Here is a 26276-nt window from a genome sequence, read left to right as displayed (position 1 = left end):
CGCGTACCCGGACTAGATCGTCACCACGCCGTCGGCGTACGTCTGGACCAGGTGGTGGTCGTGCGAGGCGAAGACCACAGCCGTGCCCCGCGCCTGCCGCAGCCCGGTCAGCACCTCCATGACCGAGCGCGCGGTGCCGCCGTCCAGGGCGGAGGTGATCTCGTCGCAGACCAGCACGTCGGGCTCCGCCGCCAGGGCGCGGGCGATGGAGACCCGCTGCCGCTGGCCGCCCGACAGTTCGTGCGGGTACCGGCTGCCGTGCTCGGCGCCCAGCCCGACCTGCTCCAGGAGGTCGGTCACCCGCTCCGGCACGGCGGCACGGGCGCACCTGCGGTGCAGGCGCAGCGGGCGGGCCAGCGCGGCGGACACGGTCGTCGAGGGATTGAGTGCGGCCATCGGGTTCTGCGGCACGAACTGCACCCGGCGCCGCTGCTCGCGCTCGCGCCTGCGCACGTCGGGATGGAGGGCGAGGCCGTCGAGGGTGAGCGAGCCGCCCGAACGGGGATGCAAGCCGACCAGGGTACGCAGCAGCGTGGTCTTGCCCGAACCTGACGGGCCCACGACGCCGACCGCCATGCCGGAGGCGGCGTCCAGGTCGACGCCGCGCAGCACCGGCACACGCTCGGCCCCCACGTCGGCGTCCAGCCCGCGCGCGCGTAGCCCGGACTCCGCACCGGACGTCTCGCAGGGCCGCGGGGAGGCCGGCGCGTTCGGGACGACGGCGCCGCCGGACAGTTCCAACGTCTCGTCGGCCACCCGCTCGACCAGGTCCCGGTCATGACAGGACAGCACGACCGCGATCCCCTGCTCGCGGGCCAGGCGGCGCAGCAGCGCGCCGATCTCCTCGCGCAGCGCGGGGTCGAGCCCGGCGGTGGGCTCGTCCAGGATCAGCAGGTCAGGCCGGCGGGCCAGCGCCCTGGCCAGGGCGACGCGGCGCTGCTGGCCGCCCGACAGCTCACCGGCCTTGCGGCCGAGCAGTCCGGGCACGGCGGACAATCCAGCCTCGCCGAGCAGTGCGGCGATGCCGTCGCGGGTGAGGCCCGTGCCGGTCTCGGCGACCAGCGCGGCCACGCGCATCCGCGGATTGAGCGCCGAGCCGGGGTCCTGTCCCACGAAGGCCAGGCGTTCGCGCCGCAGCCGGCGCAGGTCGGCGGGCCCGCAGCCGAACACGTCCACACCGAGCACCCGTACGGCGCCGGAGCGGCGGGCGGTCCCCGGCGGAAGGTCGCCGAGCAGGGCCCGCAGCAGAGTGGTCTTGCCCGAGCCCGAGGCGCCCACCAGGGCGAGCACCTGGCCGGGCCGCGCGGTCAGGCCGGCGCCGGACAGCAGCTCGGGCCCGCCGGGCACGGCCACGGTCAGATCGTTCACGACGGCGTGCGGGGTCACAGGACCGCCACCTCCCACGTTCGGGCTCTGGCGGCCAGGGCGCCGGCCGCCAGGTTGACGCTCATCGCCAGGAAGGCGATCGCGAGGCCGGGGGCCAGCACCGCCCACGGGTTGAGCACGATGCCGGCGCTGTTCTCACGGATCATCAGCGCCCAGTCGGCCGCCGGCGGCTGGGGGCCGACCTGCAGGAACGCCGCCGTGGACACCACGTACACGGCCGCGACGAAGCGCAGGCCGAAGAGGGCGAGCACGGTGGAGCGCAGGTTCGGCAGCACCTCGCGCACGACCAGGTGCCAGGTGCGCTCGCCACCCGCGACGGCCGCCTCCACATAGCCGGCGGCCACGACGGGTGCGGCCGCCGCGGCCATGAACCGCACCGCGTACGGCGTGCCGAGCGCCACCGCCGCGGCCACGAGCGCGAGCCGGCCGCCGCCGCCGGGCCAGGCCTGCGTGACCAGCAGGATGCCGAGCACCGCCGGCAGCAGCATGAACACGTCCGCCGCCCGCTCGACGAACCGGCCGAACGCCGGCCGCAGCGCCCCGGTGACGCCGAGGACGGCGGCGATCGCGGTCACCAGCGACGCCACCACGAGGGCGGAGACGACCAGGTCGCGCCCGCCGTACAGCAGCCTGCTCAGCACGTCGCGGCCCAGCTGGTCGCCGCCGAGCAGCGCGCCGTCCGCCCCCGCCGGGCCGTACGGGATCGTGATCGGCTGGTCCATCGCGTACGGCGCGAGCAGTGGCCCGCCGAGCGCGAGCAGCAGCACCAGCAGGGCGGGCAGGGCGGGCAGGGCGGGCAGGAGGCGCTTCACCGGCGTCCTCCCGCCGCCCAGGACCGGATCAGGTCGGCGGCCAGCAGCACGCACGTGATGACCACGCCGGTGAGCGCGACGACGCCCGCGATGATCGGGGTGTCCCGGTCGGCCACCGCGCCCGCGAGCAGCGCGCCCACGCCCGGATAGTTGAAGATCGTCTCCACGGCCACGGCGCCGCCGAGCAGCATGCCGGTGGAGGTGGCCGCGCCCGCCGCGATGGCGGGCAGCGCCCCCGGCAGCAGGTGGCGGGCGAGGACGCGGAGGGGAGACAGACCGTCGAGCACGGCCGCGCCCACGTGCGGGGCCCTGGCCTCGTCGGCGAGAGCGCCGCGGACGATCCGGGCGTTCCACCCGATCTGCGGGATCGCCAGCGCCAGCACCGGCAGGACCAGCATGCTCCACGCGGCGGGGGCGCCGTCCGGGCCCGCCAGCGTCGCGGCGGGCAGCACGCCCGCCCACAGCGCGAAGACCAGCACCAGCGCCACCGCGATGACGAACTCCGGCAGCGCGAGCACCGCGGTGGCGGACGCGGAGATCACCCGATCGGTGAGCGATCCCGGCCGCAGCGCGGCCCAGCAGCCGAGCGCGAGCGAGGCGACGACCGTGATCGCCAGCGCCAGGCCGCCCAGCAGCAGCGTGTTGGGTAAGGGGCCGGCCAGGAGGTGCCATACAGGCTCGCCGCGCGCGGAGGTCCCGAGGTCGCCGGTCGGCAGTCCGGCCATCCACTTCAGGAAGCGCACGGCGACCGGCTGGTCCAGGCCGAGCAGGACGCGCCGCCTGGCGACGTCCGCGGCGCTCTCGCCACGTTCGGCGGTCGCGTCCGCGGCGTCGCCCGGCAGCGCCTCGACGACGGCGAAGACCAGCGCCAGCAGCACGGCGAGCAGCGCGATCCGGCGGGCGAGCAGCGCGGCGAGCAGGGCGGTCCGGCGGGCGAGCCCGCTGGACCGCCGCGCCGTCAGCGCGCCAGCCATACCCGCTCGAGCTGCACTCGTCCGTACCCGGGCAGCGTGGGCAGGTCGCGCACCTTCGGACCGGCCAGGTCGATGCCGTCGGCCATGCCCCACAGCAGGTAGCCGGAGCGCTCGTACTCGATCTGCTGGAGCTTGCGGAGCGCCTGCGCCCTCGTGGCCTCGTCCAGCGTTCCCACGGCCTGCTTGTAGGTCTGGTCGAACTCGGCGTCGCTCCACGCGGACTCGTTCTGCCCGGCACCGGTCAGCAGGAGCTTGCTGGCGAAGAACAGCACCGAGTCGTTGGTGCCCCAGTAGGTGGTGTACAGGTCGCCCTTGAGCCAGGTCTTGTCCCAGAACGTCCCGGACTCCTCCTTGACGACCTCGATCTGCACGCCTGCCTCGCGTACCTGGGTGGCGAACAGGGCGGCGGACTCGGCCAGGCCCGCGATGTCCTCGGTGGTGCGCAGCTGGTAGGTCTTCGACAGGTCGAACTTGGCCTCCTGGAGCAGCTGCTTCGCCCTGTTCAGGTCGCGGGCGCGCTGCGGCAGGTCCTTGGCGTACGCGGGGTCGCCGGTGCCGAGCACGTCGTTGGCGACCTTGCCGTAGCCGCTGAGCACCTGCTTGACCATGGTCTCGCGGTCGACGGCGAGCCGCAGCGCCTCGCGGACCTTGGGGTCGGCGAACGGGCTGCCCTCGGTGGTGCGCATGACGATCGGCATCGCCATGTCGTCGGGCCGGCGCAGCACCTGGACGTCCGGCCGGGCGGCCGCCGTCCTGGCGGCGACGGCGCCGACGTTGGAGGCCAGGTCGATCTGGCCGCCCAGCAAGGCGTTGGCCATGGCCTGCGGGCTTTCGAAGATCTTCACTTCGATCGCGTCGAGGTACGGCTTGCCGCCGTGCCAGGCGTCGTTGCGCACCAGCCGCGCATTACCGTCGCGGTACCACTCCAGCTTGAACGGCCCGCTGCCCGGCGCGCCCGCCACCTCCTTGGTGTCCTTCTTCATCACGAACGTGGTCAGGCGCAGCAGGAGCGGCAGGTCGGCGTTGGGATAGTCGGAGGTCAGCACCACGGTGTCGCCGTCGGCCCGGATGTTGTCCGGCTTGATGCCGGGCAGGCGCGCCGCACCCGACGGGGTCTCCCGCAGCCGGCGCAGCGACCAGACGACGTCCTCGGCGGTGACCGGCGTGCCGTCGTGGAACGTCGCGCCCTGCGCCAGCGTGAAGCGCCAGGTCTTGACGTCGGCGTCGGCCTTCCAGCTCGCGGCCAGCCGGGGCGCGGTGTTCTCCTTGGCCCCCGGGACGGTCAAAGTGTCGTAGAGCAGGCTGATGATCAGGTAGTCGCTCTCGTTCGCCTGCGTGCCGTGCGGGTCGCGGGTGATCGCGCTCGCCCGGCCCAGCGCGCCGACCCGGAGCGTGCCGCCGCTGACAGGCGTGCCCTGAGCCGCCTTCGCCGTGGGCTTCAGGCCGGACCCACCGCCGCCACCGCCGCAAGCCGCGAGTAGGCCCACCAGGCCGGCGCCACCGGCCGTCATGAGAAGCTGACGCCGACTCAGGTCCACTTTGTCCCCATCCATGGTGATATTTTGCTTAGGTTTGCCTATCCTAAAAGGAGAGTCTGCGCAAGGTGACGCCGACCATCCGTGAACTCACCACGCTCGCCGTGCCGCTCGCCCTGACGCAGCTCGCCCAAGTCGCACTGACGACGACCGACACCGTCATGCTCGGGCTGCTCGGCGTCGAAGCACTGGCCGCGGGCGGCCTGGCCATGGTCATCTTCAACCAGTTCCGTACCATGGGCGTCGGGCTGGTGACCGCCGTCGGCAACCAGGTGGCCGCCGCGCACGCCCGCCAGGAGGACCTCGGCGACCTCGTACGGGCCGCGTTGGCGCTGGCCACCGTCGCCGGAGTGGCGGGCGGCGCTCTCATGGTCGCCGTGGGTGAGGGCGTCGCGCTCCTCGGCCAGGACCAAGCCGTGATCGAGGGAATGCGGCCCATGCTGTGGGCCCTGGCACCCGGGCTCGTCCCGTGCCTGTGGTTCCAGGCGATCAGGCAGTTCACCGTCGGCATGCGCCGCCCGCAGGCACTGCTGCGCATCACCCTCGCCTCGATTGTGGTGAACATCGCACTCAACGCCGCCCTCATGAGCACCCTCGGCCTGGCCGGCATCGGCCTGGCGACCAGCACCGTCTACCTGCTGAGCTTCCTGGCCCTGTACGGCTCCGCGCGACGCGACCCCGAACTCGCGCCGATGCTGGACCTGCGCGCCTGGCGCGCCCGCCCCGCCACGCTGCGCCGTCTCACCGGCCTGGGCGTGCCGATCGCCGCCACCTACGGTTCTGAGGCCGGTTTCTTCTCCGTCGTCGCCCTGCTCGTCGGCACCTTCGGCACCGCGGCGCTGGCCGCTCACACCGCCGTCAACCAGCTCGTCTACATCGTCTTCCAGATCTCGGTCGGCCTGTCGCACGCCGCCTCCATCGGCGTCAGCAGGGAGATCGCCCTGGACCGGCCCGAGTCGGCGCGGCGGATCGCCCGCGCGGCGCTGGCCTGCGGCGCGGGCATGATGGCCGTCGTCGCCGTGCTCTACCTCGCCCTCCCCCGGCTCGTGCTGCGCCCGTTCCTGGACGGCTCCGACGGCACGGCGCTGGGGATCGCCACGGGCCTGGTCATGGTGGCGGCCGTCATGCAGTTCGTGGACTGCGCCCAGAACATCGGGGTCGGGCTGCTGCGCGGCCTCGACGACACCAGGGGCGGCTTCCGGCTGACCCTCTTCGGTTACTGGCTCGTCGGACTGCCCGCGGCCTGGCTGCTTTCCGTGCCGGCCGGGCTCGAGACGCTGGGGACGTGGCTCGGCCTGTTCGCCGGGCTCGCCACCACCGCCGCACTCCTGCTCGCCCGCTTCCGGCGCACCCTCTCGGCGCCCCGCCCGGCGGCCGAGCACCAGGCCGGCTGAGAGCGTACGCGCCTGCCGAGGGAGTCAGCCGGGCCGCTGGGCGCGGCCGAGCTCGGCGAGGCGGGTCAGGGCGGGCAGCGCGCCGGCGATCGCCCGTCGCTGCTCGGCGGTCAGCTGGGCGACCAGCGGGGCCAGGTGGCGCATGCGGTCGTCGTGGCGGGAGCGGCCGATCCGGCGGCCGGCCTCGGTGATGTGAATGAGGACGGCGCGCCCGTCGCTCGGGTCGGGGCGGCGCTCCACCAGCCCGTCGCGCTCCAGCCGGGTGATCAGCTGGGTGATGGCGGGCTGGCTGACCTGCTCGGTCCTGGTCAGGTCGGTCAGCCGCATCGGGCCGCCGCCGAAGGCGAGGGTGTCCAGCACCGACAGCGTCGTGAACGACAGCTTCTCCAGCGTCGGGAGGCGGATGTAGAAGCGGTTGAAGTTCTCGATCGCCGTGGCGAAGGCGTCCACGTCCAGCTCGCCGTCAGGGATGTCGTTCACTCGGCAACTATATATCCGGAATTTATATAAGTCTCTTATGGTCAGCGGCAGAAGGGGGCCATGTCCAGCACGGACTTCACGCCGGCGAGCAGGCGCCGGATGAAGTGCTGGTCCCCTTCCAGCGGCTCGCCGGTCCAGGCCTTGACGTCGTGGCCGAGGTTGCCGCGTACGCCGCCGGCCAGCGTGCTCCCATCCACCTTGGCCAGGACGCGGACGCGGATGGGGAACGGCACGAGGTTGTACCACTCGTCGGTGAAGGTCCAGCGCTGCGGCAGCCCCCGGGTGGAGACGTCGCGCCTGTCGGCCGTCCGAGCTCCGCGGCGACCCCCAGATCCGGCGCGTCTACCTCGGCCTGTGAGAGGCGTCAGCCGGCGATCACCGCGATGCCGGGCTCCAGCAGGGGGAAACGTTTGAGCACCTCCGGGTCGTGGCCGGCGACCACCAAGCCGGGGCCGTCGGCCAGCTCCTTGATCCGGTCGAAGGCGCCGTACATGCCGGTCATGCTGTGCAGGATCGGGAAGGGTCGGTCCCCCTCGATGTTCTCTTGAACTCCTCTCCACCGTGTGAACGGTGGAGATTCTTCCCGTCACCCTCGAGTGCGGGGGTTCGCGCTTCACCGACCCGGGCAACCCCGAGTCTCCACGCGCTGTCACCGCCGTTCCGGCGGCCTAGCTGTACCGACAAGGACACGATCTCCCGATGGGCTTGGCTATCGCCTTCCCGTTCGATCACTCGAACCATACCCACAGTGGCCAAGGGAGTGCAAGAAGTTACAATCAAAGGCACGTTTGCGCTCCAGGGGGCACCTGGAGCTCGGCGCGCTGGAGGACGTAGCGGGCCGAGGTGAACTCCTTGGCTGTGCCGGTGTGGTCGTAGTGCAGGTGGGTGAGCACCACGTGGTCGACGGCGTCCGCGGCCACGTCCAGCCGGGCCAGCGCCTCCACGGGCGAGGACAGGTAGCGCAGTCCCGGGGCGCGCTCGGCCCGCGCGCGGGCGATGCCGGTGTCGATGACGACCGTGTGCTCGTCGTTGACGGCCAGCCAGATGTAGTAGGCGGTGGGATGCGGCTCCGCTCCCCTGGTGTCGTAGCCGTGGAAGTGCTCGCCGCGCCGGGCGTCGCGCTCGGCTTAGCGCAGGGCGTACACGCGGAAGCCGGTCACGCCGGCACCCGGCCCTTTAGCCCGAGCTGCTCGGTGGGCACCCGGTAGGTCTCCCGGGCGGTCGCCACGGCGGCCACGTTGACCAGGCACAGCACGGCGGTGATGATCGACACGCCCAGCCAGCTCTCCTGGCCCGTGCCCGCCACCGCGGTGGCCACGGTCGGCGCGAAGCCGGCGATGGCGAAGCCGATCTGGGTGCCGATCGCCATGCCCGACAGGCGGACCCGGGTGGTGAACATCTCGCCGTAGAAGGACGGCCAGACGCCGCTGGTGGCGCTGTGCACGACGCCGAACATCAGGATGCCCGCGACGAAGATCAGGGCGTAGCTGCCGATGGAGATCGACCACAGGTAGCCGAACATCAGCACCGCGCAGCCCAGTGAGCCGCCGATGAAGACCGGCTTGCGGCCGATCCGGTCCGACAGCGAGCCCCACAACGGGATGGTGATCACGGCGGCGACGCTGGCCAGCACGCCCACCCAGAGCATCGGCCCGCGCTCCAGGTGCATGGTGTTGACGGCGTACGACAGGGCGTGGACGGTGAAGATCGTGCTGACCGAGGCGATGACCGCGGCCACGACCACCCGGAGCACGTCCCGCCACTGCTCGCGGAAGAGCACGGCCAGCGGCATCCTGGCCACGTTGTTGGTGGCGACCTCCTGCTCGAAGGCGGGCGTCTCCTCGAGCGTGCGCCGGATGACCAGCCCCACCGCGGCCACCACGATGCTCAGCCAGAACGGCACCCGCCAGCCCCAGCTCAGCAGCTGCTCCTCGGGCAGCGCGGCGATCGGGAGGAAGATCGCGGTGGCGATGATCTGCCCGGCCTGGGTGCCGTTGAGCGTGAAGCTGGTGTAGAAGGCCCGGCGGGTCTCGGGGGCGTGCTCGAGCGTCATGGAGTTGGCGCCCGCCTGCTCGCCGGAGACCGAGAAGCCCTGCATCAGGCGAAGGACCACGAGCAGGACCGGCGCGAGCAGGCCGACCTGGTCGTACGTGGGCAGGCAGCCCACCAGGAACGTCGAGGCGCCCATCATGACGAGCGTGGCGACCAGGACCTTCTTGCGGCCGAACTTGTCGCCCACGTGCCCGAGCACGAAGGCTCCGACCGGCCTGGCCAGGTAGCCGACGCCGAAGGTGGCCAGCGCCAGCAGCGTCCCCGTGGCCGGCGAACTGGACGGGAAGAAGATCTTGCTGAACACCAGGGCGGCGGCGGTGCCGTAGATGAAGAAGTCGTAGTACTCCAACGCACTGCCGACCCAGGCGGCAATGGCCGCTTTGCGAGGTTTGCCCTGCATCGTCACGATATGCTCCTCACGGGGGGACGGGGTAGAGCATTGGCAGGAAACTAACTCACCGGTTCGTACATTACAAGGGCGTTGCCAATCGGTTACCGGCAGGACGGCGCTCAGGCCCAGCAGTCAGGCGGCCCAGGGGTCAGGCAGGGCCGCGCAGGTAGGCGACGATCATCTCGCCCACCATCCGGCGCAGCCTGGCGCGGTGCTCCGGCGCGGTCATGTCGCGCCCGAACAGCGCGCCGAAGGTGTGCTGGTTGGCCACGCGGAAGAAGCAGAACGAGCTGATCATCATGTGCACGTCGATCGCGTCCGCGTCGGTCACGAACTCCCCGGACGCCTGCCCGGCGTCCAGGATGCGCGAGATGACGTCGAGCACCGGCGTGCCGAGGTTGGCCAGGACCTCGGACTTGCGGATGTGCTCGGCCTGGTGGACGTTCTCGATGGCGACGAGCTTGATGAAGTCGCGGTGCGCGTCGTGGTGGTCGAAGGTCAGCTCGGCCAGGGTGCGGATGGCCTCCACCGGGGCCAGGTGCTCGACGTCGATCGTGCGCTCCATCGCGCGCACCTCGGTGTAGGCCTTCTCCAGGACCGCGATGTAGAGGCGTTCCTTGCTGCCGAAGTAGTAGTAGATCATGCGCTTGGTGGTGCGCATCTGCTCGGCGATCTCGTCCACGCGCGCGCCCGCGTACCCGTGCCGCGCGAACTCCTGCTGAGCCACCTTGAGGATCTCCGCCTTGGTGCGGTCGGCGTCCCGCTGGCGTTCCGAAGCGACGGGTCGGGAGGTCATTCGGTCATCTTAGTGAGGTCCGGCGTGCTGGATGGCGAGGCGGATGGGGGCGTTCGCGGCGCCGTATCCCTGGTAGCCGCCCGTGCGCTGGACGATCTCGAAGAAGACGCGGCCCACGGTGACGGTGTACAGGTGCAGGAACTCGCCGTGCTCGTCGCGGTCGTACAGCACGCCCAGCTCCCTGAGCCCGGGATCGACGTCGTCGTGGCGTGCCTCCAGGTCGTCGTAGTAATTGGCGGGGATGGGCAGCAGCAGGTCGGGATGCTCGGCGCGCAGGCGGCGGGCGATGGCCACGACGTCGTCGCAGGCGAGCGCGACGTGCTGCCACGGGAGGTCCTTCGCGCCGACCTGGGCGAGGTTGATGACCATCCGTACGCGCCCGTCGGGGTCGGCCATGGCCTTGCTGCGCAGCAGCCCGTACGGGTCGGGCACCTCCAGGCTCTCCTGCGGGCTCAGCCCGAGCACGCTGCGGTAGAACAGCTCCGCCTCGTCGAACTGGTGCCACGGCTGGGTCAGCGCCACGTGGTCGATCCTGTCGATCTCGCCGGGAACCGGCCCCGAGGGGCCGAAGTCGTCGAGCCAGGACGAGTCGCAGAAGAAGATCTGGGTGCCGTCGGGGGCGGCGACGGCGTCCAGGCGCGCTTCCCTGGGCGCGCGCTCGCGTGGCAGCACGGGCGACAGCAGCGACTCGGCGTGCTTGACCGCCCCGCCGGGGTCGGGGCTGTCGAGCCCGATGGCGACGAGCGCGGGGTCCCCACCAGTGGCGCTGCCGGTGGCGTTGAGCAGCAGCCGTGCACCGCCCTGCTCCCACAGCTCGACCGGTTTCGTGGGATGTGTCCCGGTACGCGCGAAGCCGAGCGCGGTCAGCACGCCGGGAAGTGCCCCGGTGTCGGCCAGCTCGGCGAAGGCGAAGCCGGTGGGCACGGCAGGGTGCGCGGCCCCGTACAGGGTGTCCTCCAGGGCGAGGAGCGAGCGCATGCCGTCGCGGGCCGTGCGCCCGGTGTCGGCCTGGCGGAAGTGGTCGTTGAACACCTCCAGCGACAGCGGCCCGGCGTAGCCGGCGTTCAGGACGTGGCGCACCAGCCCGGCCACGTCGAAGTTGCCCTGGCCGGGGAAGCAGCGGTAGTGGCGGCTCCACTGCAACACGTCCATGGCCAGCAGCGGCGCGTCGGCGAGCTGGAGGAAGAAGATCTTCTCGCCGGGGATGGCCTCGATGCCGATCGGGTCGGAGCCGCGCGAGAGGATGTGGAAGCTGTCCAGGCAGGTGCCCAGGTTCGGGTGGTCGGCCATGCGGACGAGGCGCCAGGCGTGCAGGTACTCGTTGACGTGCCGCCCCCAGGCCAGGGCCTCGTACGCGATGCGGATCCCGTGCTCGGCTGCCCGTTCGGCCAGCAGCCGCAGGTGCGCGGCCGCCAGCTCGTCGTCGCCGATCGCCTGGGGCGAGACGTTGGAGCAGACCAGCAGCAGGTCGGCGCCGAGGCGCTCCATGACGCGGAACTTGTGCTCGGCCCGGCGCAGGTTGCGTGCCAGCAGGCCGGCCGGGACCGCCTCGAAGTCGCGGAACGGCTGGTAGAGATCGATGCCGAGCCCGAGGCCGGCGGCGCGGGCCCGGATCTCCTCGGGCGGCAGCGGGCAGGTTAGCAGGTCGTTCTCGAAGATCTCCACGCCGTCGAACCCGGCGGCGGCGATGGCGTCGAGCTTCTCGGTCAGGGTGCCGCTCACCGACACGGTGGCGATGGACTTGCGCACGTCTCCTCCTCAGACGGTCACCAGATCGGTCAGGTGGGCCAGCATGCGTTCGGCGTCGGGCTCGCGGCCGGTGAACAGGCGGAAGGCGTGCGCGGCCTGGAAGACGACCATGCCGCCGCCGTCCAGCGTCCGGCAGCCCAGCGCCCGCGCCTGCTTGAGCAGCTCGGTCTCCAGCGGCCGGTACACGATGTCCGCTACCCACAGGCCGGGATGCAGCAGCGACGCGGGCAGCGGCAGCCCCGGGTGGTGTGCCATGCCGGTGGGCGTGGCGTGCACCAGCCCGTCGGCCTCGGCCAGCAGCGACGGCAGGTCGTCGCTGCTGGCGGCGCGCGCCCGCCCGGCGCCGAAGCGGGAGGCCAGCTCGGCCGCCAGCCGCACCGCCCGGGCATGGTCGGCGTCGACGACCGTGATCTGGTCGGCGCCCAGGGTGAGCAGCGCGTGCGCCACGGCCGCGCCGGCGCCGCCCGCGCCGAGCTGCGCCACCCGGCGGGTGGGGGCTTCTGGCAGGCCGCGGGCGAACGACTCGGCGAACCCCGTCCAGTCGGTGTTGTGCCCGATGGCACGCTCGCCGTCGAAGACGACGGTGTTGACCGCGCCGAGCATGCGGGCGTCCGGCGACAGGTCGTCCAGGTGCGGGATGACGGTCTGCTTGCACGGGTGGGTGATGTTGAGCCCGTCGTAGCCGAGGCGGCGCGCGGCGCGTACCAGGTCCCCCACGTCCAGCCCGAGCCGGTCGATGTCGAGCAGCCGGTAGACGTAGTGCAGCCCGTGGTGGACGGCCTCCCGCTCGTGCAGCGGCGGGCTGAGCGAGGGGCCGATGCCCGAGCCGACCAGCCCGGTCAGGAACGAGGCCATCACTTTCTTCCTCTCCAGGGGACAGGTGCACGGACGCCTCCAATGTACGTACTAGTGAGTTACTTGGCTAGACGGGCCTGTCCGGAGAGCCGACGCGGAACATCGGGCTGGACGCCTGCGGAAGGCCGATCCGCCGCGCTGACTGCGCGTCCCGGGCAAGAATTCGCCAGGTCACGGTGATCCGTGGGTTGCCCCGGAGTGGGGCGGGCCCCGGCGCGGTATGACGACCCCAGCGAGGGATCGGGGGGAGCCGGTGGTGAGGGCCTTGGTGGCGGTGCTCGCGGCCGCCGCGGCGCTGGCGGGCGGTTGCGGCGGCGGATCCGGCGGGTCCGGCTCCGGCCAGGTCGGGCCGGGCCCGAGGACGGCCTCGCCGGCGAACCCGGACATCACGATGCAGCCCCTCAAGACCGAGGGCAGCGGGGACTTTCCCAAGGCTGAGGCTCGGGTGGGCGTGGACTGCCAGACGATGCTCAAGAACCGCCAATACGAGGACGCAGCCGGCAAGATGGGGAAAGTGGCGTCCGACCGCGGCAGCACGGACGGCGAAAGAGCCATCGCGCGGGTCTGCGAGGCGGCGGCCAACGCGAACTTGGGAAAGCACCGCAAGGCGCTCAGTCTCACGGACGAGGCGAAGGGGGATATCGACGCCATCCCTCCCAAGCTGCGCGGGCCGACGCTGGATCTCCTTTTCCACACAGAGCTCTTCAGCGCCATGGCCGTAGGCGACACGGGCAGGGCGCGAGACGCCCTTGACCACCTCATGGAGCTCGGGCACGTTCCGAGCGACTACATCAGGGACGCGTGCGCGGTGGCGCCCGACCCCGGTGCACTGCCGGAGTGCGCGACGGCCACCATGACCGGGTCCCCGCCGGGCGAGCAGGAGACACCCACGCCTCAGCCCGAGGAGTCCGGCACCGAGCCGGCGGAGGAGAGCACCTCCACCGAGCCACCTGACGAGGAGACCTCCGAGCCGCCTGACACGGAAGACGGCGGTCCCACCTCGAGAGAGTCGTGAGCTCCGCGGGCGGCGGCGGCGAGGCCGGTCAGGACCTCGCTCGCGTGTGGGGCATCCTCGCCCAGATCGTGGCGCCGACCACGCTCGTCGCGGCGATCATGATGTATTTCGGGGCGGTGTACCGGAACAACCTGTACGGGCGCCTCGGCGTGGATCAGAGCATGCTGGGGCTGTCCGTCCAGGACTACGTGCAGAGCAGCCCCTCCTTGGCCGTCGAACCACTGGTATGGGTCCTGCTTGCGGCCCTGGTCGCACCCTGGGTGCACGCGGGGCTGATCCGCTTCTTCACCGGTCATCGCATCGCCACGACCCGGACACTTGTGGTGGCGGCCGTGCTCGGAACCGCCTGTGCCGGGGCAGGCGTCATGTGGATCGCCGGCTGGAGGGAGCTGCCGCCCATCTTCATGCCCATCTGCCTCGGGCTCGGCGTCTTCCTGGTGGTGTACGCCTTCTCTCTGTACGTCAGGTTCAACCCGCGGCAAACCGTCTCCCCCGCGGGCCAGATCCTCCAGCGCACGGTCTGCGTGACACTTCTCCTGGTCCTGCTGTTGTGGGCGGTCGCCGACTTCGCGCAGCGCCGGGGGCAAGAGGTGGCCGACCAGTACAGGGCGGAGCCGGGGATGCTGCCGAGCACGGTCGTCTATGCGCCGCGGCGTCTCAACCTGGAGGGCCCCGGGATAACCGAGTCCACCCTGCCGGACCCGGACGCGATGTTCCGCTACCGGTACTCCGGCCTGCGCCTGCTGCTTCATTCGAACCGGCGCTACTTCCTGCTGCCCGACTGCTGGGCGACGAACCCGGAGGCCCGGGCGATCACCCTTCCCGCCGACGATTCGCTCAGGCTCGAGTTCGCCATCATCCATCCGGACCCGGACTGCCCGTAGAAGGCGTCAAGCCATGCGTCGCAGGCTGCGCAGCACCCACGGCGGGCAGTCGGGGTGCGCTTCGGCCTCCTCGTCCGGCGCGGCCGCCACGGGGCGGGCCTGCGGCGGCAGCTCACCGCGGAAGACCACGTTGATCACCGGGTCGCCGTCGTCGGTCGTGAAGTAGTCGCCGGCCACGTAGGTGAGATCGGTGCCCGTCAGGTCGACGCCTACCTCCTCGGCGACCTCCCGGCGTGCGGTCTGCTCGAGGATGCCGATCCCGGCCCCGTCCGCCTCGGCCTTGCCGCCGATGCCGGCCAGCGTGCCGGCGGCGTGGGCCTCCTGGCGGCCGCGCTTGATGAGGAGCCAGCGGCCGTCCCGTTCCAGGAAGACCTCGACACTCTGGGCGCGGGCGGCCGGTTCTGGTCAGGCCCAGCCGTAGACCGAGCGGATGGCCGCGGCGACCTCGTTGACCAGGTTCATGTTGTTGCCGTTGGCCAGGACGGCGTAGCCGGCCCCGAGCTGCGGGTAGCCCTTGACGACGGACTTGAAGCCGTAGTTGGAGCCGTCATGGGTGTAGGAGAAGCTCTTCGTCCCCGAGCCGGCGACGAAGAACCCGCGCCCCATGGTGGGCTCGGGGCCGGGGGTGAGCAGGGTGCGGACGGAGGTCTTGGTGAGCGGCCCGGCGATGTCGCCGGAGGCGGTCCACGCCTTGTTCAGGTAGCACACGAGGCGGCACAGGTCGAGGACGTTGGTGTAGAGGCCGGCGGCGGCCGACTCCGGGTAGCGGTTGCGCTTGCCGGGGATCACGGCGCCGGTGGCGGTGTGGCCGGCGGCCAGCTCGAAGCCGGGCGACAGCGCGTACGAGCTGTTCTTCATGCCGAGCGGCGCGAACACCTCCTTGTCCATGTACTGGGCCAGCGTGAGGCCGCTCTTCTGCTCCACCATCCGCTGCAGCAGCACGAAGCCGGCGCCGGAGTAGTGGAACTCGGCCCCCGGGCTGGTGGTGAGCTCGATCTTCGGGGAGTTGCCCGAGCCGTTCATGACCTGCAGCAGCGTGGGCACGGTCGCGTCCGGGCCGTAGCCGGCGAAGCCGCCGCCTCCGGCGCCGAAGCCGGAGCAGGCATCGGCAGGAGACGTGGAGCCGCGGCCGATGACGCCGGCCCGGTGGGTCAGGACGCGGTCGATGGTGGGCACGGCCGTGGCGGAGACGCAGGAGCGGCGCGGCAGCGTCCAGCCCAGGTGGGGGCGGATGTCGCCGGTCAGTGGCTGCTTGAGCGTCTGCATGAGGCGCAGCACGCCGACCGCGGCCACGGCCTTGCTGACGGAGGCGGCCTGGAAGGCGGTCTCGGGATGGGCGGCGGCGGCGCTGCCCGCCTCCAGCCAGCCGTACCCGGTGGACCAGGCGATCTTGTTGCCGACCACCACCGCGACGGCCACGCCCGGCGTCTTCCACGCGTTCATCCGCTGCCAGATGGTGGCGCCGCCCACCGCGTTCTCGACCTGCCGCACCCGGTCGGCGGGCAGCGCGGGCACCTTGCCGCGCGAGCTCAGCGCCCAGCCGCCGCCCGGCGAGAAGGCCACGTCGTGCAGCTGCCAGCCGCCGGCGGCGAGGGTGTTCATCTGCTTGAGGCAGGCGTCGTCGACGCCGCGGCCGAAGAACTCGTCCTGCGCGACGACCGTCCACCCGCCCGCCTTGGGGAAGGCGACCCGGGTCACCCGGCGCCCGCCCTGCGTCAGGTTCCGCATCATCTGGTAGCACTCGTCATCGACGCCCCGGGCGTGGAAGTCCTGCGTGTCGGCCACCACCCAGCGGTTGCCGCCGGCCGGCGGGAAGGCGACGTGCACAACCTGGCGGCCCGCGGTGTAGCTGTCTCTGATGCGCCGGTCGCACTCCTCGGGCAGGCCGCGCGCGGACACCCCCTTGTCACCGGTGATCGCCCAGCGGTCGCCGCCTTCCGGCGGGAAGGCCACGCAGTGGATCTTCCCGCCGGCTTTGACCATCTTCTCCAGCTCGGCGAAACACGCGTCGGGCACGCCGCGGGCGAAATAGCGGCCGTCCTGGGTGACGACCACCCAGCCGCCGGACGGCGTGAACGCGACAGTGGTGATGCCGTACGGCGCCAGCTCCCCCATCTTGGTCTTCAGCTCGTCGGGGACGCCGCCGGTGGCGAACGGGTAGCTCGCCGCCTGGGCGGGCCTGGCGAAGTCCACGGTGGCGAGGCCGGCCGCGCCGGTCAGTGCGAGAAAGCGTCTGCGGTCCAAGGAGGGAGCTCCTTCAAGCGATGATCACTAACTGCGCTTGAAGCATGGCAGACCGCTGAGACTCCCTAGACCGCCGGCGGGCCCTGCTCGACGCGGCGCAGCACGGGTGTGAGCCGTTCGTTGTCGGGGCTGTCGATGGGCTGCCGCTCGTCCCACCAGGTGGCCCCGGCCTCCTGCAGCGGCCCGAGCAGGTCGCGGGCCTTGGAACCGCCGGCGGGGCTGGCGCCGCCGACGACGATCTCGAAGGGGCCGTCGTCCTGGCGGTGCTCGCGGACGTACGACACCAGCTCGCGGACCTGGTCGGCGGGCGGGCCGTAGCCGTGCGAGCCCGGGCCGAACAGCGGGACCGCGCCGTCCCAGCGGGCGGCCCGGCGCATCGGCTTGCGGTTCGGCCAGAACCCGGCGATCCAGACCGGCGGGCGGGGGCACTGCACGGTCGGAGGCAGCAGGGCGACGTCCTCGGCCCGGTAGTGCCGTCCGTGGTGGGTGACCGGCTCGCCGGTCCAGTAGCGGGCCAGCAGGTCCAGCCCCTCGTCAAGGCGCTCGGAGAGCTCCACCGGGTCAGTGGGCTCGCCGAAGCTGCCGTACTCGTCCTCGATCGGCCCGCCCAGCCCCGCGCCGAAGATCACCCGCCCGCCGCTGAGCACGTCGAGTGTGGCGACCTGGCGGGCGAGCTGCTGTGGCCGCCGCCGGGCCACCGGGGTGACCAGGGTGCCGAGCCTGATCCGGGTGGTCGCCATGGCCGCCGCCGTGAGCAGCATCCAGGGGTCGCCGAACGCGCGCCGCCGGCTCTTGACGTGGACGACGTGATCCCAGACGAACAGGGCGTCCCAGCCCGCCTGCTCCGCCGCGACGGCCAGCGAGGCGACGGTCCTGGGGTCGGCGAAGTCCCCGAAGTTCGGGATGTTGATCGAGAAGCGCATCCCGCCATGGTGCTCGGCCGCGGCAAGCCACGGCAATCGCTTTACCGCGTGTCGGCGACGTCGTTGGCGGCCACGTAGCCGAAGGCCATGGCGGGCCCGAGGGTGGAGCCGGAGCCGGCGTAGCTGTGGCCCATGACGGCTCCGCTGGCGTTGCCGGCGGCGTACAGGCCGGGGATGACCGAGCCGTCCGCCCGCAGCACCCGCGCGCGGGCGTCCGTGCGCATCCCGCCCTTGGTGCCGAGGTCGCCGGGGACGATCTTGAACGCGTAGAACGGCGGCAGCCACAGCGGCGCCAGGCACGGGTTCGGCTTGACCAGCGGGTCGGCGTAGTAGCAGTCGTAGGCGCTGTCGCCGCGGTGGAAGTCGAGGTCCTTGCCGGTCGCCGCGAACCCGTTGAACCGGTTGATCGTGCCGCGCAGCGCGGCCTGCGGCACGCCGATCTTCTGGGCCAGCTGCTCGATCGTCCACGCCTTGTACGCGGCGCCGCTGCCGAACCAGGCATCCGGCAGCGGCAGCAGCGGCGCGACGTCCCGGAACAGGTACTTGTCGCGGTAGCTCTGGTCGACGATCAGCCAGGCGGGGATGTGCGGCGCGGACGGGGTGTTGCGGTCGTACATGACGTGGACGACGTCGCTGTAGGGCGCGGCCTCGTTGACGAAACGCACGCCGCTGCCGTTGACCAGGACGCAGCCGGGCAGGGTGCGTTCGGCCAGGCAGAAGTACGGCTGGTCGGGCAGCGGGATCACCGGTCCCCACCAGGCGTCATCCATCAGGTCGAGCGCGGCCCCGGCGCGCTCGCCGGCCTCGATGCCGTCTCCGGTGTTCTCCTTGGCGCCGATGGTCCAGCTCGTGCCGATGGGCTGGCGCTGGAACTCCGCACGCATGGCCGCGCTGTGCTCGAACCCGCCGGAGCCGACGATCACGCCGCGCCGGGCCCTGACCGCGCCGCCGGGCGTGCGGACGCCCGTGACGCGGCCGGACTCGATGATCAGGTCAAGGAGCGGGGTGTTCAGCAGCACCGGGACGCCGGCCGCGAGCAGTCCGGCGCGCAGGCCGCCGGCCAGGGCCTGTCCCATGGTGAGCGGCTTCTCGCCGCGCAGCGCGGCCTCGGTGCCCCGTGCCAGGCATGCGGCGCTCACTGCGAGGCCCTTGGGGTTGACGGCGGCGAGCGTCAGCCACTTGTAGTCGGCGCTGTAGACCACCAGGCCGGCCGGGGTGGGCATGTAGGAGCCGTTGAGGTGGGCCAGTTCGGCGCCGAGGAGGTTACCGTCGAGCTGGGCGGGCTCGATGGAGCGCCCGTTCGGCATCCCGCCGGGGAACTCCGGATAGTAGTCGGAGTAGCCCTCCATGAAACGGAAGCGCAGCGGGCTGTTGCGCATCACGAACGAGATCATCGCCGGTCCCGCGGCGAGGAACGCCCGCTGCCGCTCGACGGGCACCGTGTCGCCGACGACGCGGGCGAGGTAGGCGGCGGCCTTGGCCGGGGTGTCCGGCACCCCGGCGGCGAGGACGACCTCGTTGCACGGGATCCAGATGCCCGCGCCCGACCGGGCGGCCGAGCCGCCGAACGTCGGGGCCTTCTCGAGCACGACCGTACGCAGCCCGCGCTTGGCGGCCGTCAGCGCCGCGGTCATCCCGGCGGCCCCGGCACCCACGACCACGACGTCGTACTCGGCGTCGGCGCGGGCGGGCGCGCTGCCCAGCGCCGCGCCCGCCACCAGCGCGCCACCGGCGACGGCGGCCCCTTTGAGCAGGGTACGGCGGCTGTGACCTGCGGAGGTCAGGATGGCGGCGGATCTACTCGACTCGACCATGCCACCAAGCATGCGCTTGGTTGTTTTGCCTGTCAATGCAGAGTATTGACGTGACCGCGTACGTGCTCGGCGACCAGTACGCCTACGGCCTCAGCTCGCCCAACCATCCGTCCACCAGATCCAGAACGTTGTGATGGACATCACAGTGTGGTGGATCACATTCTCAGGTCATCATATGACACGACGACGAAACAAGCCTGAAGCGAAGGACGGGTATGAAAGATCAGGACAGTTCAGTCCGGCTGCGCGTGGGCGTGGTGGGACTCGGGGCCATGGGTCTCGGCATGGCCGGCAGCCTGCGGAACGCGGGTTTCGACGTGGGGGTCCACGACCTGCGGTCCGAGGTGGCCGAGGCCTTCGCCCACGACGGCGGGACGGCGTTCGCCCGCGCCCGCGACCTGGCGGCCAGGGTGGATGTCCTGGTCAGCGTGGTGGTCAACGCGGCGCAGGTCGAGTCGGTGCTGTTCGGCGCGGACGGGGCGGCCGACCAGCTCCGCCCAGGCGGTGTCTTCGTGATGTGCTCCACGGTCGACCCTGGCTGGTCCGCCGAGCTCGAGGAGCGCCTGGCAGAGAGGGACGTGCTCTACCTGGACGCCCCCATCTCCGGCGGCGCCGCGCGTGCGGCGGCCGGCGAGCTCACCATGATGACATCGGGCTCCGCCGCGGCGTACTCGGTCGCCGATCCGGTGCTCGAGGCAATGAGCAGCACGGTATATCGGCTGGGAGACCGCGCCGGACTCGGCTCAACGGTGAAGATGGTGAACCAACTGCTCGCCGGCGTGCACATCGCCGCCGCAGCCGAGGCGATGGCAGTGGGCATCAAGGCCGGGGTTCCGGCCGAGGCGCTCTATGACGTCATCACCCACAGCGCCGGCAACTCGTGGATGTTCGAGAACCGGATGGCGCACGTGCTCGCCGGTGACTACACGCCCCTGTCCGCGGTCGACATCTTCGTCAAGGACCTCGGGCTCGTCCTCGACTTCGGCCGGCTGGAGAGGTTTCCGCTGCCCCTTGCCGCCACCGCTCACCAGATGTTCCTCCAGGCATCGGCGTCCGGGCTGGGCGCCGAGGACGACAGCGCGGTCATCAAGATCTTCCCGGGAATCGACCTCCCCACGGCGGCGGGGATCTGACATGGGAATCCGGCTCGGGTGCATCGCCGACGACTTCACAGGTGCGACAGACCTGGGAAACAACCTGGTGCGTGCGGGCATGCGCGTGGTCCAGCTGATCGACGTTCCACCGCTTGGCGCCGCCGGACAGGTGGACGCCGACGCCGTGGTCATCGCTCTCAAATCGCGGACCGTCCCGGCCGCCGACGCCGTCGAGGCTTCGCTCCGGGCGCTCGCCTGGTTGCGGTCCGCGGGCGCCGAGCAGATCTACTTCAAGTACTGCTCCACCTTCGACTCGACGCCCGCCGGCAACATCGGGCCGGTCACCGAGGCTCTGATGGACGCGCTGGGCGCCGACTTCACGATCGCGACCCCGGCGTTCCCTGACAACGGACGCACGGTCTTCAAGGGACATCTCTTCGTCGGCGACGTGCTGCTCAGCGAGAGCGGCATGCGTCACCACCCGCTCACCCCGATGACCGACCCCAATCTGGTCTCCGTCCTCGGCGCGCAGACCACGCGGCCGGTCGGCCTGATCGACCACGTGGTCGTCGCCGGCGGCGTCGAGGCGATCCGGGCCCGCATCGACGAGCTACGCGAGGAGGGTTTCGGAATCGCCATCGTCGACGCCGTCTCCAACGACGACCTGCTGACCCTGGGCGCGGCGGTCCAGGGGCTGCGCCTGGTGACCGCCGGCTCGGGCCTGGCGATCGGCCTGCCCGCGAACTGGGGGCTCACGCCGTCCCGGGCCGCCGAGCAGTTGCCACCGGCCGGCGGCTACCGGGCCGTCGTATCCGGATCGGTCTCGGACGCCACGAACCACCAGGTCCAGGAGTTCCTGCGCGGCGGCCGGCCGGCGTTCAACGTGGACCCGGTACGCATCGCGGCCGGCGAGGACGTTGCGGCCCAGGCACTGACCTTCGCCGAGTCGCACCTGGCGGAGGGACCGGTCCTGGTCTATTCCACCGAGGCACCCGACACGGTCCGGGCGGTCCAGGGACGGCTCGGCGCCGCGGAGGCCGGTGAGCTCGTGGAGCGGACACTGGCCCGTGTCGCACGAGGGCTCGTGGACCGCGGTGTCCGCCGGCTCGTCGTCGCAGGCGGGGAGACTTCTGGAGCCGTCGTTCAGGCGCTCGGCATCACCGAGCTTCGGATCGGACCGCAGATCGAAACCGGCGTGCCGTGGTGCGCGGCTGCCCTTCCTGACGGGGACACGCTCCACATCACGCTCAAGTCCGGCAACTTCGGCAGCCCTGACTTCTTCACCGCCGCATTCGAGGAGGCCTCATGATCGACGAGGCACGCGACGAGATCGTCCGGGTGGGGACGAGCCTGTTCGCCCGAGGCTATGTCCATGCCAGCGCCGGCAACATCAGCACCAGGGTCGGCGACAGCTACCTGATCACTCCCACGGACGCCGCCCTGGGCTTCCTGCAACCCCACCGCCTCGCGCTGGTCGACGCCGATGGCGCGCAGATCGCGGGCGACCGCGCCAGCAAGACACTGACGCTGCATCGCCGTATCTATGCCGCTGACCCCACGGCCCGGTTCATCATCCACACGCACTCCACGCACCTGGTCGCGCTCACCCTGGCCGGCGTGTGGAGCCAGGACGACGTGCTCCCGCCGATCACCCCCTACTACGTGATGAAGGTCGGGCACGTCCCGCTCATCCCCTACCACCGGCCGGGTGACCCCCGCGTGGCCGACCTGGTGACCGCCCGGATCGCCGAGAGCCGCACGCCGATCAGAGCTGTCCTGCTCGATCGGCTCGGCCCTGTCGTCTGGGGTCCGGACGCGGCCACCGCACTCGCCGTACTCGAAGAACTCGAGGAGACGGCACGCCTCTGGCTCCTGACCGACCGTCGACCCGAGCCACTCCCCGCGCACGCCCTGGGCGAACTGACGTCCACATTCGGCGCCGCGTGGTGACCCAACCCCCCTGAGCCGCAAGAAGGTATCTGCCATGTCCGTTTCCAGCACGGCGGCCGACGTCGCCCGTGAGAACGCCGTCTTCCGCAAGGTCATCCGGCGCATCATCCCCTTCCTCGTCCTCTGCTACATCGTCTCCTATCTGGATCGGGTCAACGTCGGCTTCGCGAAGCTGCAGATGTCCGACGACCTCGGGTTCAGCGAGGGGGTGTACGGCCTCGGCGCCGGCCTGTTCTTCGTCGGCTACTTCTTCTTCGAGGTCCCCTCCAACCTGATGCTGCAACGCATCGGCGCCCGCACCTGGATCGCCCGGATCATGATCAGCTGGGGACTGGTCTCAGCGTCATTCATGTTCGTCACCAACGAGACGATCTTCTACGTGCTGAGGTTCCTCCTCGGCGCCGCGGAGGCGGGGTTCTATCCAGGTGTGATCCTCTACTGCACCTACTGGTTCCCCGCGCACCGTCGCGCCAGGGTGATCGCGATGTTCATGTCGGCGATCCCGGTGGCCGGTATCTTCGGCAACCCGCTCTCCGGCTGGATCATGGACACGTTCCAGGGCGTCAACGGCTGGCAGGGCTGGCAGTGGATGTTCCTGCTCGAGGCGATCCCCGCGCTGCTCATCGGCGTGATCACGCTGTTCTACCTCGACAACAGTGTGCGCGGCGCGAAATGGCTCACCGAGGAGGAGAAGACGGTCGTCGAGCGGGCGATCGCCGCGGACACCGCACACCAGGAGGTCCACGGCCGGGCCTGGGACGGCTTCCGCGAGCCCAAGGTATGGCTGATGTGCGGCATCTACTTCTGCTTCGTGATGGGCCAGTACGCGCTGACCTTCTGGATGCCCACGTTCATCAAGTCCACCGGCATCGAGGGCAACCTCACGATCGGAGTGCTCAGCGCCGTGCCGTTCGTTGCCGCACTCGTCGCGATGAACCTGTTCGGCCGTTCGGCGGACAAGCGCCGCGAGCGCCGCTGGCACCTGGTCGTGCCAGCCCTCATGGGCACCGTCGGGTTCTCGCTGGCCGCCAGCTGGACCGGGTCGACAGCGCTGTCTCTCGCCGCGCTGTCCATCGCCGCGGCCGGGGTGCTGACCTGCGCGCCGCTGTTCTGGTCGCTCCCCACCGCGTTTCTGAGCGGCACCGCCGCCGCTGCCGGTCTCGCCGTGATCAACTCGGTGGGCAATCTCGCCGGCTTCGCCAGTCCCTACATGATCGGAGCGATCAAGGACGCCACCGGTTCGACGTCCATCCCGATGTACGTCCTGGCGCTCTGCCTCATCGTCGGCGCCGCAGCGGTGCTCACCACCAAGAAACAGGTCGTCAACCACTGACACAGGAGTCAGCATGCCGAGGTTCGCCGCGAACCTGACCATGATGTACACGGAACACGACTTCCTCGACCGCTTCGCAGCGGCGTCAGCCGACGGCTTCGAGGCCGTGGAGTACCTCTTTCCCTATGAGTACAGCGCCGCCGTACTGCGCAGCCTGCTCGACGACCACGGTCTACGGCAGGTGCTGTTCAACGCGCCTGCAGGGACGTGGGAGTCCGGAGAGCGAGGGCTCGCGGCGCTGCCCGGACGCGAGCAGGAGGCGCGTTCCGGGATCGACCAGGCTCTGGAGTACGCCGCCGCGCTGGGTTGCCCGCGAGTGCACGTGATGGCCGGACTGGTGCCACAGGCGGAGCAGGCCAAGTGTCGCGGCACCTACGTGGCCAACCTCGCCTGGGCCGCCGAACGGGCCGCCACAATGGGTGTCGAGATCATGATCGAGCCGATCAACAGCCGCGACATGCCCGGATATTTCCTGACAAGTCAGGCCGATGCCCACGCCGTGGTGCAGGAGGTGGGAGCTGCCAATCTCAAGGTGCAACTCGACCTCTACCACTGCCAGATCGTCGAGGGCGACCTCACCGCGACCCTGCGCCGCGACATACCCACCGGCCGGGTCGGTCATCTGCAGGTCGCGGGCGTGCCAGATCGGCACGAGCCCGATCTGGGCGAGCTCAACGCCCGCTACCTGTTCGACATCATCGACGAGTTGGGCTTCGAGGGGTGGATCGGCTGCGAGTACCGCCCCCTCTCCGGCACGAGCGAGGGCCTGGGCTGGCTGAACGACTTGCGAGGACACAGCGCATGAGAATCGTCATCACGGGTGGCTTCGGATTCCTTGGGCAGCAGGTTGCCCGTGCACTGCTCGAGACGCGGACTTTCCGCGGTGCTCCGATCAGCCGATTGGTGCTTGCCGACCGGGTCGTGCGGCCTGAGTCTCCGGTGGCCGCCGACCCACTTGTGAGCATTGTGGAGGGCGACCTGATCGACCGCCTCGACGAGGTGTTCGCCGAATCGGTGGACACGCTGATCCACCTCGCCTCCGCAGTCTCGGCCGAGTGCGAGTCCGACTTCGATCTCGGCATGAGAGCCAACGTCGACACCACCCGCGCGCTGCTCGAAGCTGCCCGGGCACAGTCGGCTGCCGGCGGGCCGACGCCGCGCATGGCGTTCTCCAGCAGCGTCGCGGTCTACGGTTCCGACCCGGCACTGCCGCTGCCGCCGGCGGTCAGCGAATCGACCCTGCCAACGCCACGGTCGAGCTACGGGACACAGAAGCTGGTCTGCGAGCAGCTGATCGCCGACTACACCCGCCGAGGCTTCATCGACGGACGCGTCGCCCGGCTGATGACCGTGTCGGTGCGGCCGGGCAAGCCGAACGCGGCGGCCTCCGGCTTCCTCTCCGGCATCATCCGCGAGCCGCTCGCCGGACTCCCTGCGATCTGCCCGGTCCGTCCCGACCTGCGCGTGGCCCTTGCCTCGCCGCGGCGCACGGTCGAGGGAATCCTCCGCGTCACGGAGGCAGAACGCGGCGCCGGACCCGGCCGGCTCGACGGCGCATTGCCGGTCAATCTTCCGGCACTCACGGTCTCGGTCGCCACGATGCTGGCCACCCTGCGGCGGGTGGCCGGCGACGCCGTCGCCGATCTCGTGACGATCGCGCCCGATTATGACGTCGAGGCCATCATGGGCTCATGGCCCGCCGTCTTCGACAACGCGCGCGCCGCCGGGCTCGGGCTGGAGCCCGATCCGAGCTTCGAATCGGTGGTGCGGGAGTACGCGGACAACTACGCGGGCGGGCCTCCGGACCCACACCGATAGGCTGGAGGCCATGTTTCCCAGGGTGAACAGTCCCGTTCGGCTCGCGGATCAGGTCGCCGCGATGCTCTCGGAAGAGATCGAGTCCGGGCGGCTGGCCGAGGGCGACAAGCTGCCCACCGAGGTTGAGCTGGTCAAGCAGTTGGGCGTCAGCCGCACGGTGGTGCGCGAGGCCGTGTCGAGGCTGCGCAGCGCGGGCCTGGTCGAGCCACGTCAAGGCCGCGGCGTGTTCGTCATGCCGCGGCGCACACGCCCGCTCGACCTCGAGGCCGAGGTCGGCGACACCATGTCCAAGGTGCTGCAGATCGTGGAGGTCCGCCACGCCATAGAGGGCGAGGCGGCCTATCGCGCGGCCATCCGCGCCACCCCCGCAGACCTGGCCCGGATCCGTCAGGCCCTGGCCGCGATCGACGCGGCGGTCGCGGCCGGCGGCGACGGAGTGACGGAGGATCTCGCCTTCCACCGATCGATCGCCGAGTCGACCGGGAACCCGGTGATGGCTGCGACGGTGCGCTACCTCGGCGAGGTGCTACGCAGTGGCATCCGCGTCACGCGCGCGAACGAGGCGCGGCGACGGGACTTCGCCGAGGCGGTACGACAGGAGCACCATGCCATTCTGGCCGCCATCGATGCCCGCGATGCCGAGGCGGCACGCGCCGCCGCACATCTCCACATGACGCACGCCGCAGTCCGGCTCCAGGACGCGGACAAGGAGTTCTGGACCGAGACTGAGGACCTCGACGTGGACCTGAGCGACACCTGATCAGTGTTCGCTACAGC

The 26276-nt window shown here is 71.1% G+C and carries 26 protein-coding genes; 10 read left to right on the top strand and 16 right to left on the bottom strand.

Translation table 11 applies throughout. The features are described 5' to 3' along the window. Positions 1 to 12: 12 nt before the first annotated feature. The 4 genes from ACIBVN_RS17280 to ACIBVN_RS17265 are packed head-to-tail and all read right to left on the bottom strand — an operon-like array spanning position 13 to position 4725. Positions 13 to 1386, bottom strand: a complete 1374-nt coding sequence (locus ACIBVN_RS17280) for an ABC transporter ATP-binding protein (protein WP_397137333.1) — start codon at positions 1384 to 1386, stop codon at positions 13 to 15. Continuing rightward, a complete protein-coding gene (locus ACIBVN_RS17275; RefSeq protein ID WP_397137331.1) occupies positions 1383 to 2198 on the bottom strand; it encodes an ABC transporter permease in 816 nt (271 codons plus the stop codon). Before ACIBVN_RS17275 ends, ACIBVN_RS17280 begins: the two co-directional genes overlap by 4 nt. After that, positions 2195 to 3172, bottom strand: a complete 978-nt coding sequence (locus tag ACIBVN_RS17270; RefSeq protein ID WP_397137329.1) for an ABC transporter permease — start codon at positions 3170 to 3172, stop codon at positions 2195 to 2197. Before ACIBVN_RS17270 ends, ACIBVN_RS17275 begins: the two co-directional genes overlap by 4 nt. Then, entirely contained in the window at positions 3157 to 4725 is a 1569-nt protein-coding gene (locus ACIBVN_RS17265; protein ID WP_397137327.1) for an ABC transporter substrate-binding protein, read from the bottom strand. The genes ACIBVN_RS17270 and ACIBVN_RS17265 overlap by 16 nt, the downstream gene beginning before the upstream one ends. Before the next feature lie 50 nt (positions 4726 to 4775). On the opposite strand from ACIBVN_RS17265, the gene ACIBVN_RS17260 reads away from it, so the two are divergent. Beyond that, positions 4776 to 6101, top strand: a complete 1326-nt coding sequence (locus ACIBVN_RS17260) for an MATE family efflux transporter (protein ID WP_397137325.1) — start codon at positions 4776 to 4778, stop codon at positions 6099 to 6101. A gap of 24 nt (positions 6102 to 6125) precedes the next feature. On the opposite strand, the gene ACIBVN_RS17255 is transcribed toward ACIBVN_RS17260, so the two are convergent. The 8 genes from ACIBVN_RS17255 to ACIBVN_RS17220 all read right to left on the bottom strand — a co-directional run bounded on the left by ACIBVN_RS17255 (position 6126) and on the right by ACIBVN_RS17220 (position 12424). Next, complete coding sequence (locus ACIBVN_RS17255) at positions 6126 to 6581, bottom strand: MarR family winged helix-turn-helix transcriptional regulator (protein ID WP_397137323.1); 456 nt, start codon at positions 6579 to 6581, stop codon at positions 6126 to 6128. A gap of 41 nt (positions 6582 to 6622) precedes the next feature. Beyond that, positions 6623 to 6814 carry a hypothetical protein gene (locus tag ACIBVN_RS17250; protein ID WP_397137321.1) on the bottom strand — a complete coding sequence of 64 codons (192 nt, stop codon included), beginning with the start codon at positions 6812 to 6814 and terminating at the stop codon, positions 6623 to 6625. 131 nt (positions 6815 to 6945) lie between these two features. After that, a complete protein-coding gene (locus ACIBVN_RS17245) occupies positions 6946 to 7083 on the bottom strand; it encodes a hypothetical protein (RefSeq protein WP_397137319.1) in 138 nt (45 codons plus the stop codon). A gap of 274 nt (positions 7084 to 7357) precedes the next feature. After that, positions 7358 to 7621 carry an MBL fold metallo-hydrolase gene (locus tag ACIBVN_RS17240; protein ID WP_397137836.1) on the bottom strand — a complete coding sequence of 88 codons (264 nt, stop codon included), beginning with the start codon at positions 7619 to 7621 and terminating at the stop codon, positions 7358 to 7360. A 116-nt stretch (positions 7622 to 7737) separates the two neighbouring features. Then, complete coding sequence (locus tag ACIBVN_RS17235; RefSeq protein WP_397137834.1) at positions 7738 to 9033, bottom strand: MFS transporter; 1296 nt, start codon at positions 9031 to 9033, stop codon at positions 7738 to 7740. A 139-nt stretch (positions 9034 to 9172) separates the two neighbouring features. Then, a complete protein-coding gene (locus ACIBVN_RS17230; protein WP_397137317.1) occupies positions 9173 to 9820 on the bottom strand; it encodes a TetR family transcriptional regulator in 648 nt (215 codons plus the stop codon). 9 nt (positions 9821 to 9829) lie between these two features. Then, positions 9830 to 11569 carry a bifunctional sugar phosphate isomerase/epimerase/4-hydroxyphenylpyruvate dioxygenase family protein gene (locus ACIBVN_RS17225; RefSeq protein WP_397137315.1) on the bottom strand — a complete coding sequence of 580 codons (1740 nt, stop codon included), beginning with the start codon at positions 11567 to 11569 and terminating at the stop codon, positions 9830 to 9832. Between the two features lie 9 nt (positions 11570 to 11578). Then, positions 11579 to 12424, bottom strand: a complete 846-nt coding sequence (locus ACIBVN_RS17220; RefSeq protein WP_397137313.1) for a shikimate dehydrogenase — start codon at positions 12422 to 12424, stop codon at positions 11579 to 11581. Positions 12425 to 12680: 256 nt separating this feature from the next. Here ACIBVN_RS17220 and ACIBVN_RS17215 point away from each other — a divergent pair, with 256 nt between their 5' ends. Continuing rightward, positions 12681 to 13439 carry a hypothetical protein gene (locus ACIBVN_RS17215; protein ID WP_397137311.1) on the top strand — a complete coding sequence of 253 codons (759 nt, stop codon included), beginning with the start codon at positions 12681 to 12683 and terminating at the stop codon, positions 13437 to 13439. After that, positions 13436 to 14323 (top strand): hypothetical protein, encoded by an 888-nt coding sequence (locus tag ACIBVN_RS17210; RefSeq protein ID WP_397137310.1) that lies wholly within the window; start codon positions 13436 to 13438, stop codon positions 14321 to 14323. Before ACIBVN_RS17215 ends, ACIBVN_RS17210 begins: the two co-directional genes overlap by 4 nt. 6 nt (positions 14324 to 14329) lie before the next feature. Here the strand turns inward: ACIBVN_RS17210 and ACIBVN_RS17205 are convergent, their stop codons facing one another. The 4 genes from ACIBVN_RS17205 to kstD form a co-directional block, all read right to left on the bottom strand. Continuing rightward, positions 14330 to 14689: an NUDIX hydrolase gene (locus ACIBVN_RS17205; protein WP_397137832.1), complete on the bottom strand. Its 360-nt coding sequence runs from the start codon at positions 14687 to 14689 to the stop codon at positions 14330 to 14332. A gap of 39 nt (positions 14690 to 14728) precedes the next feature. Continuing rightward, the gene (locus tag ACIBVN_RS17200) at positions 14729 to 16567 is read right to left on the bottom strand and encodes a serine hydrolase domain-containing protein (RefSeq protein ID WP_397137308.1); all 1839 of its coding nucleotides are present in this window, start codon (positions 16565 to 16567) and stop codon (positions 14729 to 14731) included. 65 nt (positions 16568 to 16632) lie between these two features. Further along, positions 16633 to 17490 (bottom strand): LLM class flavin-dependent oxidoreductase, encoded by an 858-nt coding sequence (locus ACIBVN_RS17195; RefSeq protein WP_397137306.1) that lies wholly within the window; start codon positions 17488 to 17490, stop codon positions 16633 to 16635. Between the two features lie 41 nt (positions 17491 to 17531). Then, on the bottom strand, positions 17532 to 19304 hold the full coding sequence (gene kstD / locus ACIBVN_RS17190; RefSeq protein ID WP_397137304.1) for a 3-oxosteroid 1-dehydrogenase: 1773 nt from the start codon (positions 19302 to 19304) through the stop codon (positions 17532 to 17534). Between the two features lie 215 nt (positions 19305 to 19519). Here kstD and ltnD point away from each other — a divergent pair, with 215 nt between their 5' ends. From ltnD to ACIBVN_RS17155, 7 genes are read left to right on the top strand one after another with little or no spacing between them, the layout of a single operon-like run. Then, entirely contained in the window at positions 19520 to 20437 is a 918-nt protein-coding gene (ltnD, locus tag ACIBVN_RS17185) for an L-threonate dehydrogenase (RefSeq protein WP_397137302.1), read from the top strand. A 1-nt stretch (position 20438) separates the two neighbouring features. Further along, complete coding sequence (otnK, locus tag ACIBVN_RS17180; protein WP_397137300.1) at positions 20439 to 21707, top strand: 3-oxo-tetronate kinase; 1269 nt, start codon at positions 20439 to 20441, stop codon at positions 21705 to 21707. Continuing rightward, entirely contained in the window at positions 21704 to 22348 is a 645-nt protein-coding gene (locus tag ACIBVN_RS17175) for an aldolase (RefSeq protein WP_397137298.1), read from the top strand. Before otnK ends, ACIBVN_RS17175 begins: the two co-directional genes overlap by 4 nt. A 34-nt stretch (positions 22349 to 22382) precedes the next feature. Next, positions 22383 to 23681 carry an MFS transporter gene (locus tag ACIBVN_RS17170; protein ID WP_397137296.1) on the top strand — a complete coding sequence of 433 codons (1299 nt, stop codon included), beginning with the start codon at positions 22383 to 22385 and terminating at the stop codon, positions 23679 to 23681. A gap of 13 nt (positions 23682 to 23694) precedes the next feature. Continuing rightward, on the top strand, positions 23695 to 24486 hold the full coding sequence (otnI, locus tag ACIBVN_RS17165; protein WP_397137294.1) for a 2-oxo-tetronate isomerase: 792 nt from the start codon (positions 23695 to 23697) through the stop codon (positions 24484 to 24486). Continuing rightward, complete coding sequence (gene denD / locus ACIBVN_RS17160) at positions 24483 to 25499, top strand: D-erythronate dehydrogenase (protein ID WP_397137292.1); 1017 nt, start codon at positions 24483 to 24485, stop codon at positions 25497 to 25499. The genes otnI and denD overlap by 4 nt, the downstream gene beginning before the upstream one ends. 22 nt (positions 25500 to 25521) lie before the next feature. After that, positions 25522 to 26259, top strand: a complete 738-nt coding sequence (locus ACIBVN_RS17155) for a FadR/GntR family transcriptional regulator (protein WP_397137290.1) — start codon at positions 25522 to 25524, stop codon at positions 26257 to 26259. The last annotated feature ends 17 nt before the right edge of the window (positions 26260 to 26276 follow it).

This window comes from Nonomuraea sp. NPDC049400, assembly GCF_044466425.1.
In the GTDB taxonomy this organism is placed as follows: Bacteria; Actinomycetota; Actinomycetes; order Streptosporangiales; family Streptosporangiaceae; genus Nonomuraea.
This window is presented reverse-complemented; position numbering and strand designations above follow the sequence as displayed.

What these genes read in the sequence shown, in the direction of transcription:
- ACIBVN_RS17270 (WP_397137329.1), bottom strand. Translation starts at nt 3,172, where the DNA reads ATGGCTGGCGCGCTGACGGCGCGGCGGTCCAGCGGGCTCGCCCGCCGG.
- ACIBVN_RS17265 (WP_397137327.1), bottom strand. Translation starts at nt 4,725, where the DNA reads ATGGATGGGGACAAAGTGGACCTGAGTCGGCGTCAGCTTCTCATGACG.
- ACIBVN_RS17245 (WP_397137319.1), bottom strand. Translation starts at nt 7,083, where the DNA reads ATGACCGGCATGTACGGCGCCTTCGACCGGATCAAGGAGCTGGCCGAC.
- ACIBVN_RS17235 (WP_397137834.1), bottom strand. Translation starts at nt 9,033, where the DNA reads ATGCAGGGCAAACCTCGCAAAGCGGCCATTGCCGCCTGGGTCGGCAGT.
- ACIBVN_RS17230 (WP_397137317.1), bottom strand. Translation starts at nt 9,820, where the DNA reads ATGACCTCCCGACCCGTCGCTTCGGAACGCCAGCGGGACGCCGACCGC.
- ACIBVN_RS17220 (WP_397137313.1), bottom strand. Translation starts at nt 12,424, where the DNA reads ATGGCCTCGTTCCTGACCGGGCTGGTCGGCTCGGGCATCGGCCCCTCG.
- ACIBVN_RS17195 (WP_397137306.1), bottom strand. Translation starts at nt 17,490, where the DNA reads ATGCGCTTCTCGATCAACATCCCGAACTTCGGGGACTTCGCCGACCCC.
- kstD (WP_397137304.1), bottom strand. Translation starts at nt 19,304, where the DNA reads ATGGTCGAGTCGAGTAGATCCGCCGCCATCCTGACCTCCGCAGGTCAC.
- ltnD (WP_397137302.1), top strand. Translation starts at nt 19,520, where the DNA reads ATGAAAGATCAGGACAGTTCAGTCCGGCTGCGCGTGGGCGTGGTGGGA.
- otnK (WP_397137300.1), top strand. Translation starts at nt 20,439, where the DNA reads ATGGGAATCCGGCTCGGGTGCATCGCCGACGACTTCACAGGTGCGACA.
- ACIBVN_RS17175 (WP_397137298.1), top strand. Translation starts at nt 21,704, where the DNA reads ATGATCGACGAGGCACGCGACGAGATCGTCCGGGTGGGGACGAGCCTG.
- ACIBVN_RS17170 (WP_397137296.1), top strand. Translation starts at nt 22,383, where the DNA reads ATGTCCGTTTCCAGCACGGCGGCCGACGTCGCCCGTGAGAACGCCGTC.
- otnI (WP_397137294.1), top strand. Translation starts at nt 23,695, where the DNA reads ATGCCGAGGTTCGCCGCGAACCTGACCATGATGTACACGGAACACGAC.
- denD (WP_397137292.1), top strand. Translation starts at nt 24,483, where the DNA reads ATGAGAATCGTCATCACGGGTGGCTTCGGATTCCTTGGGCAGCAGGTT.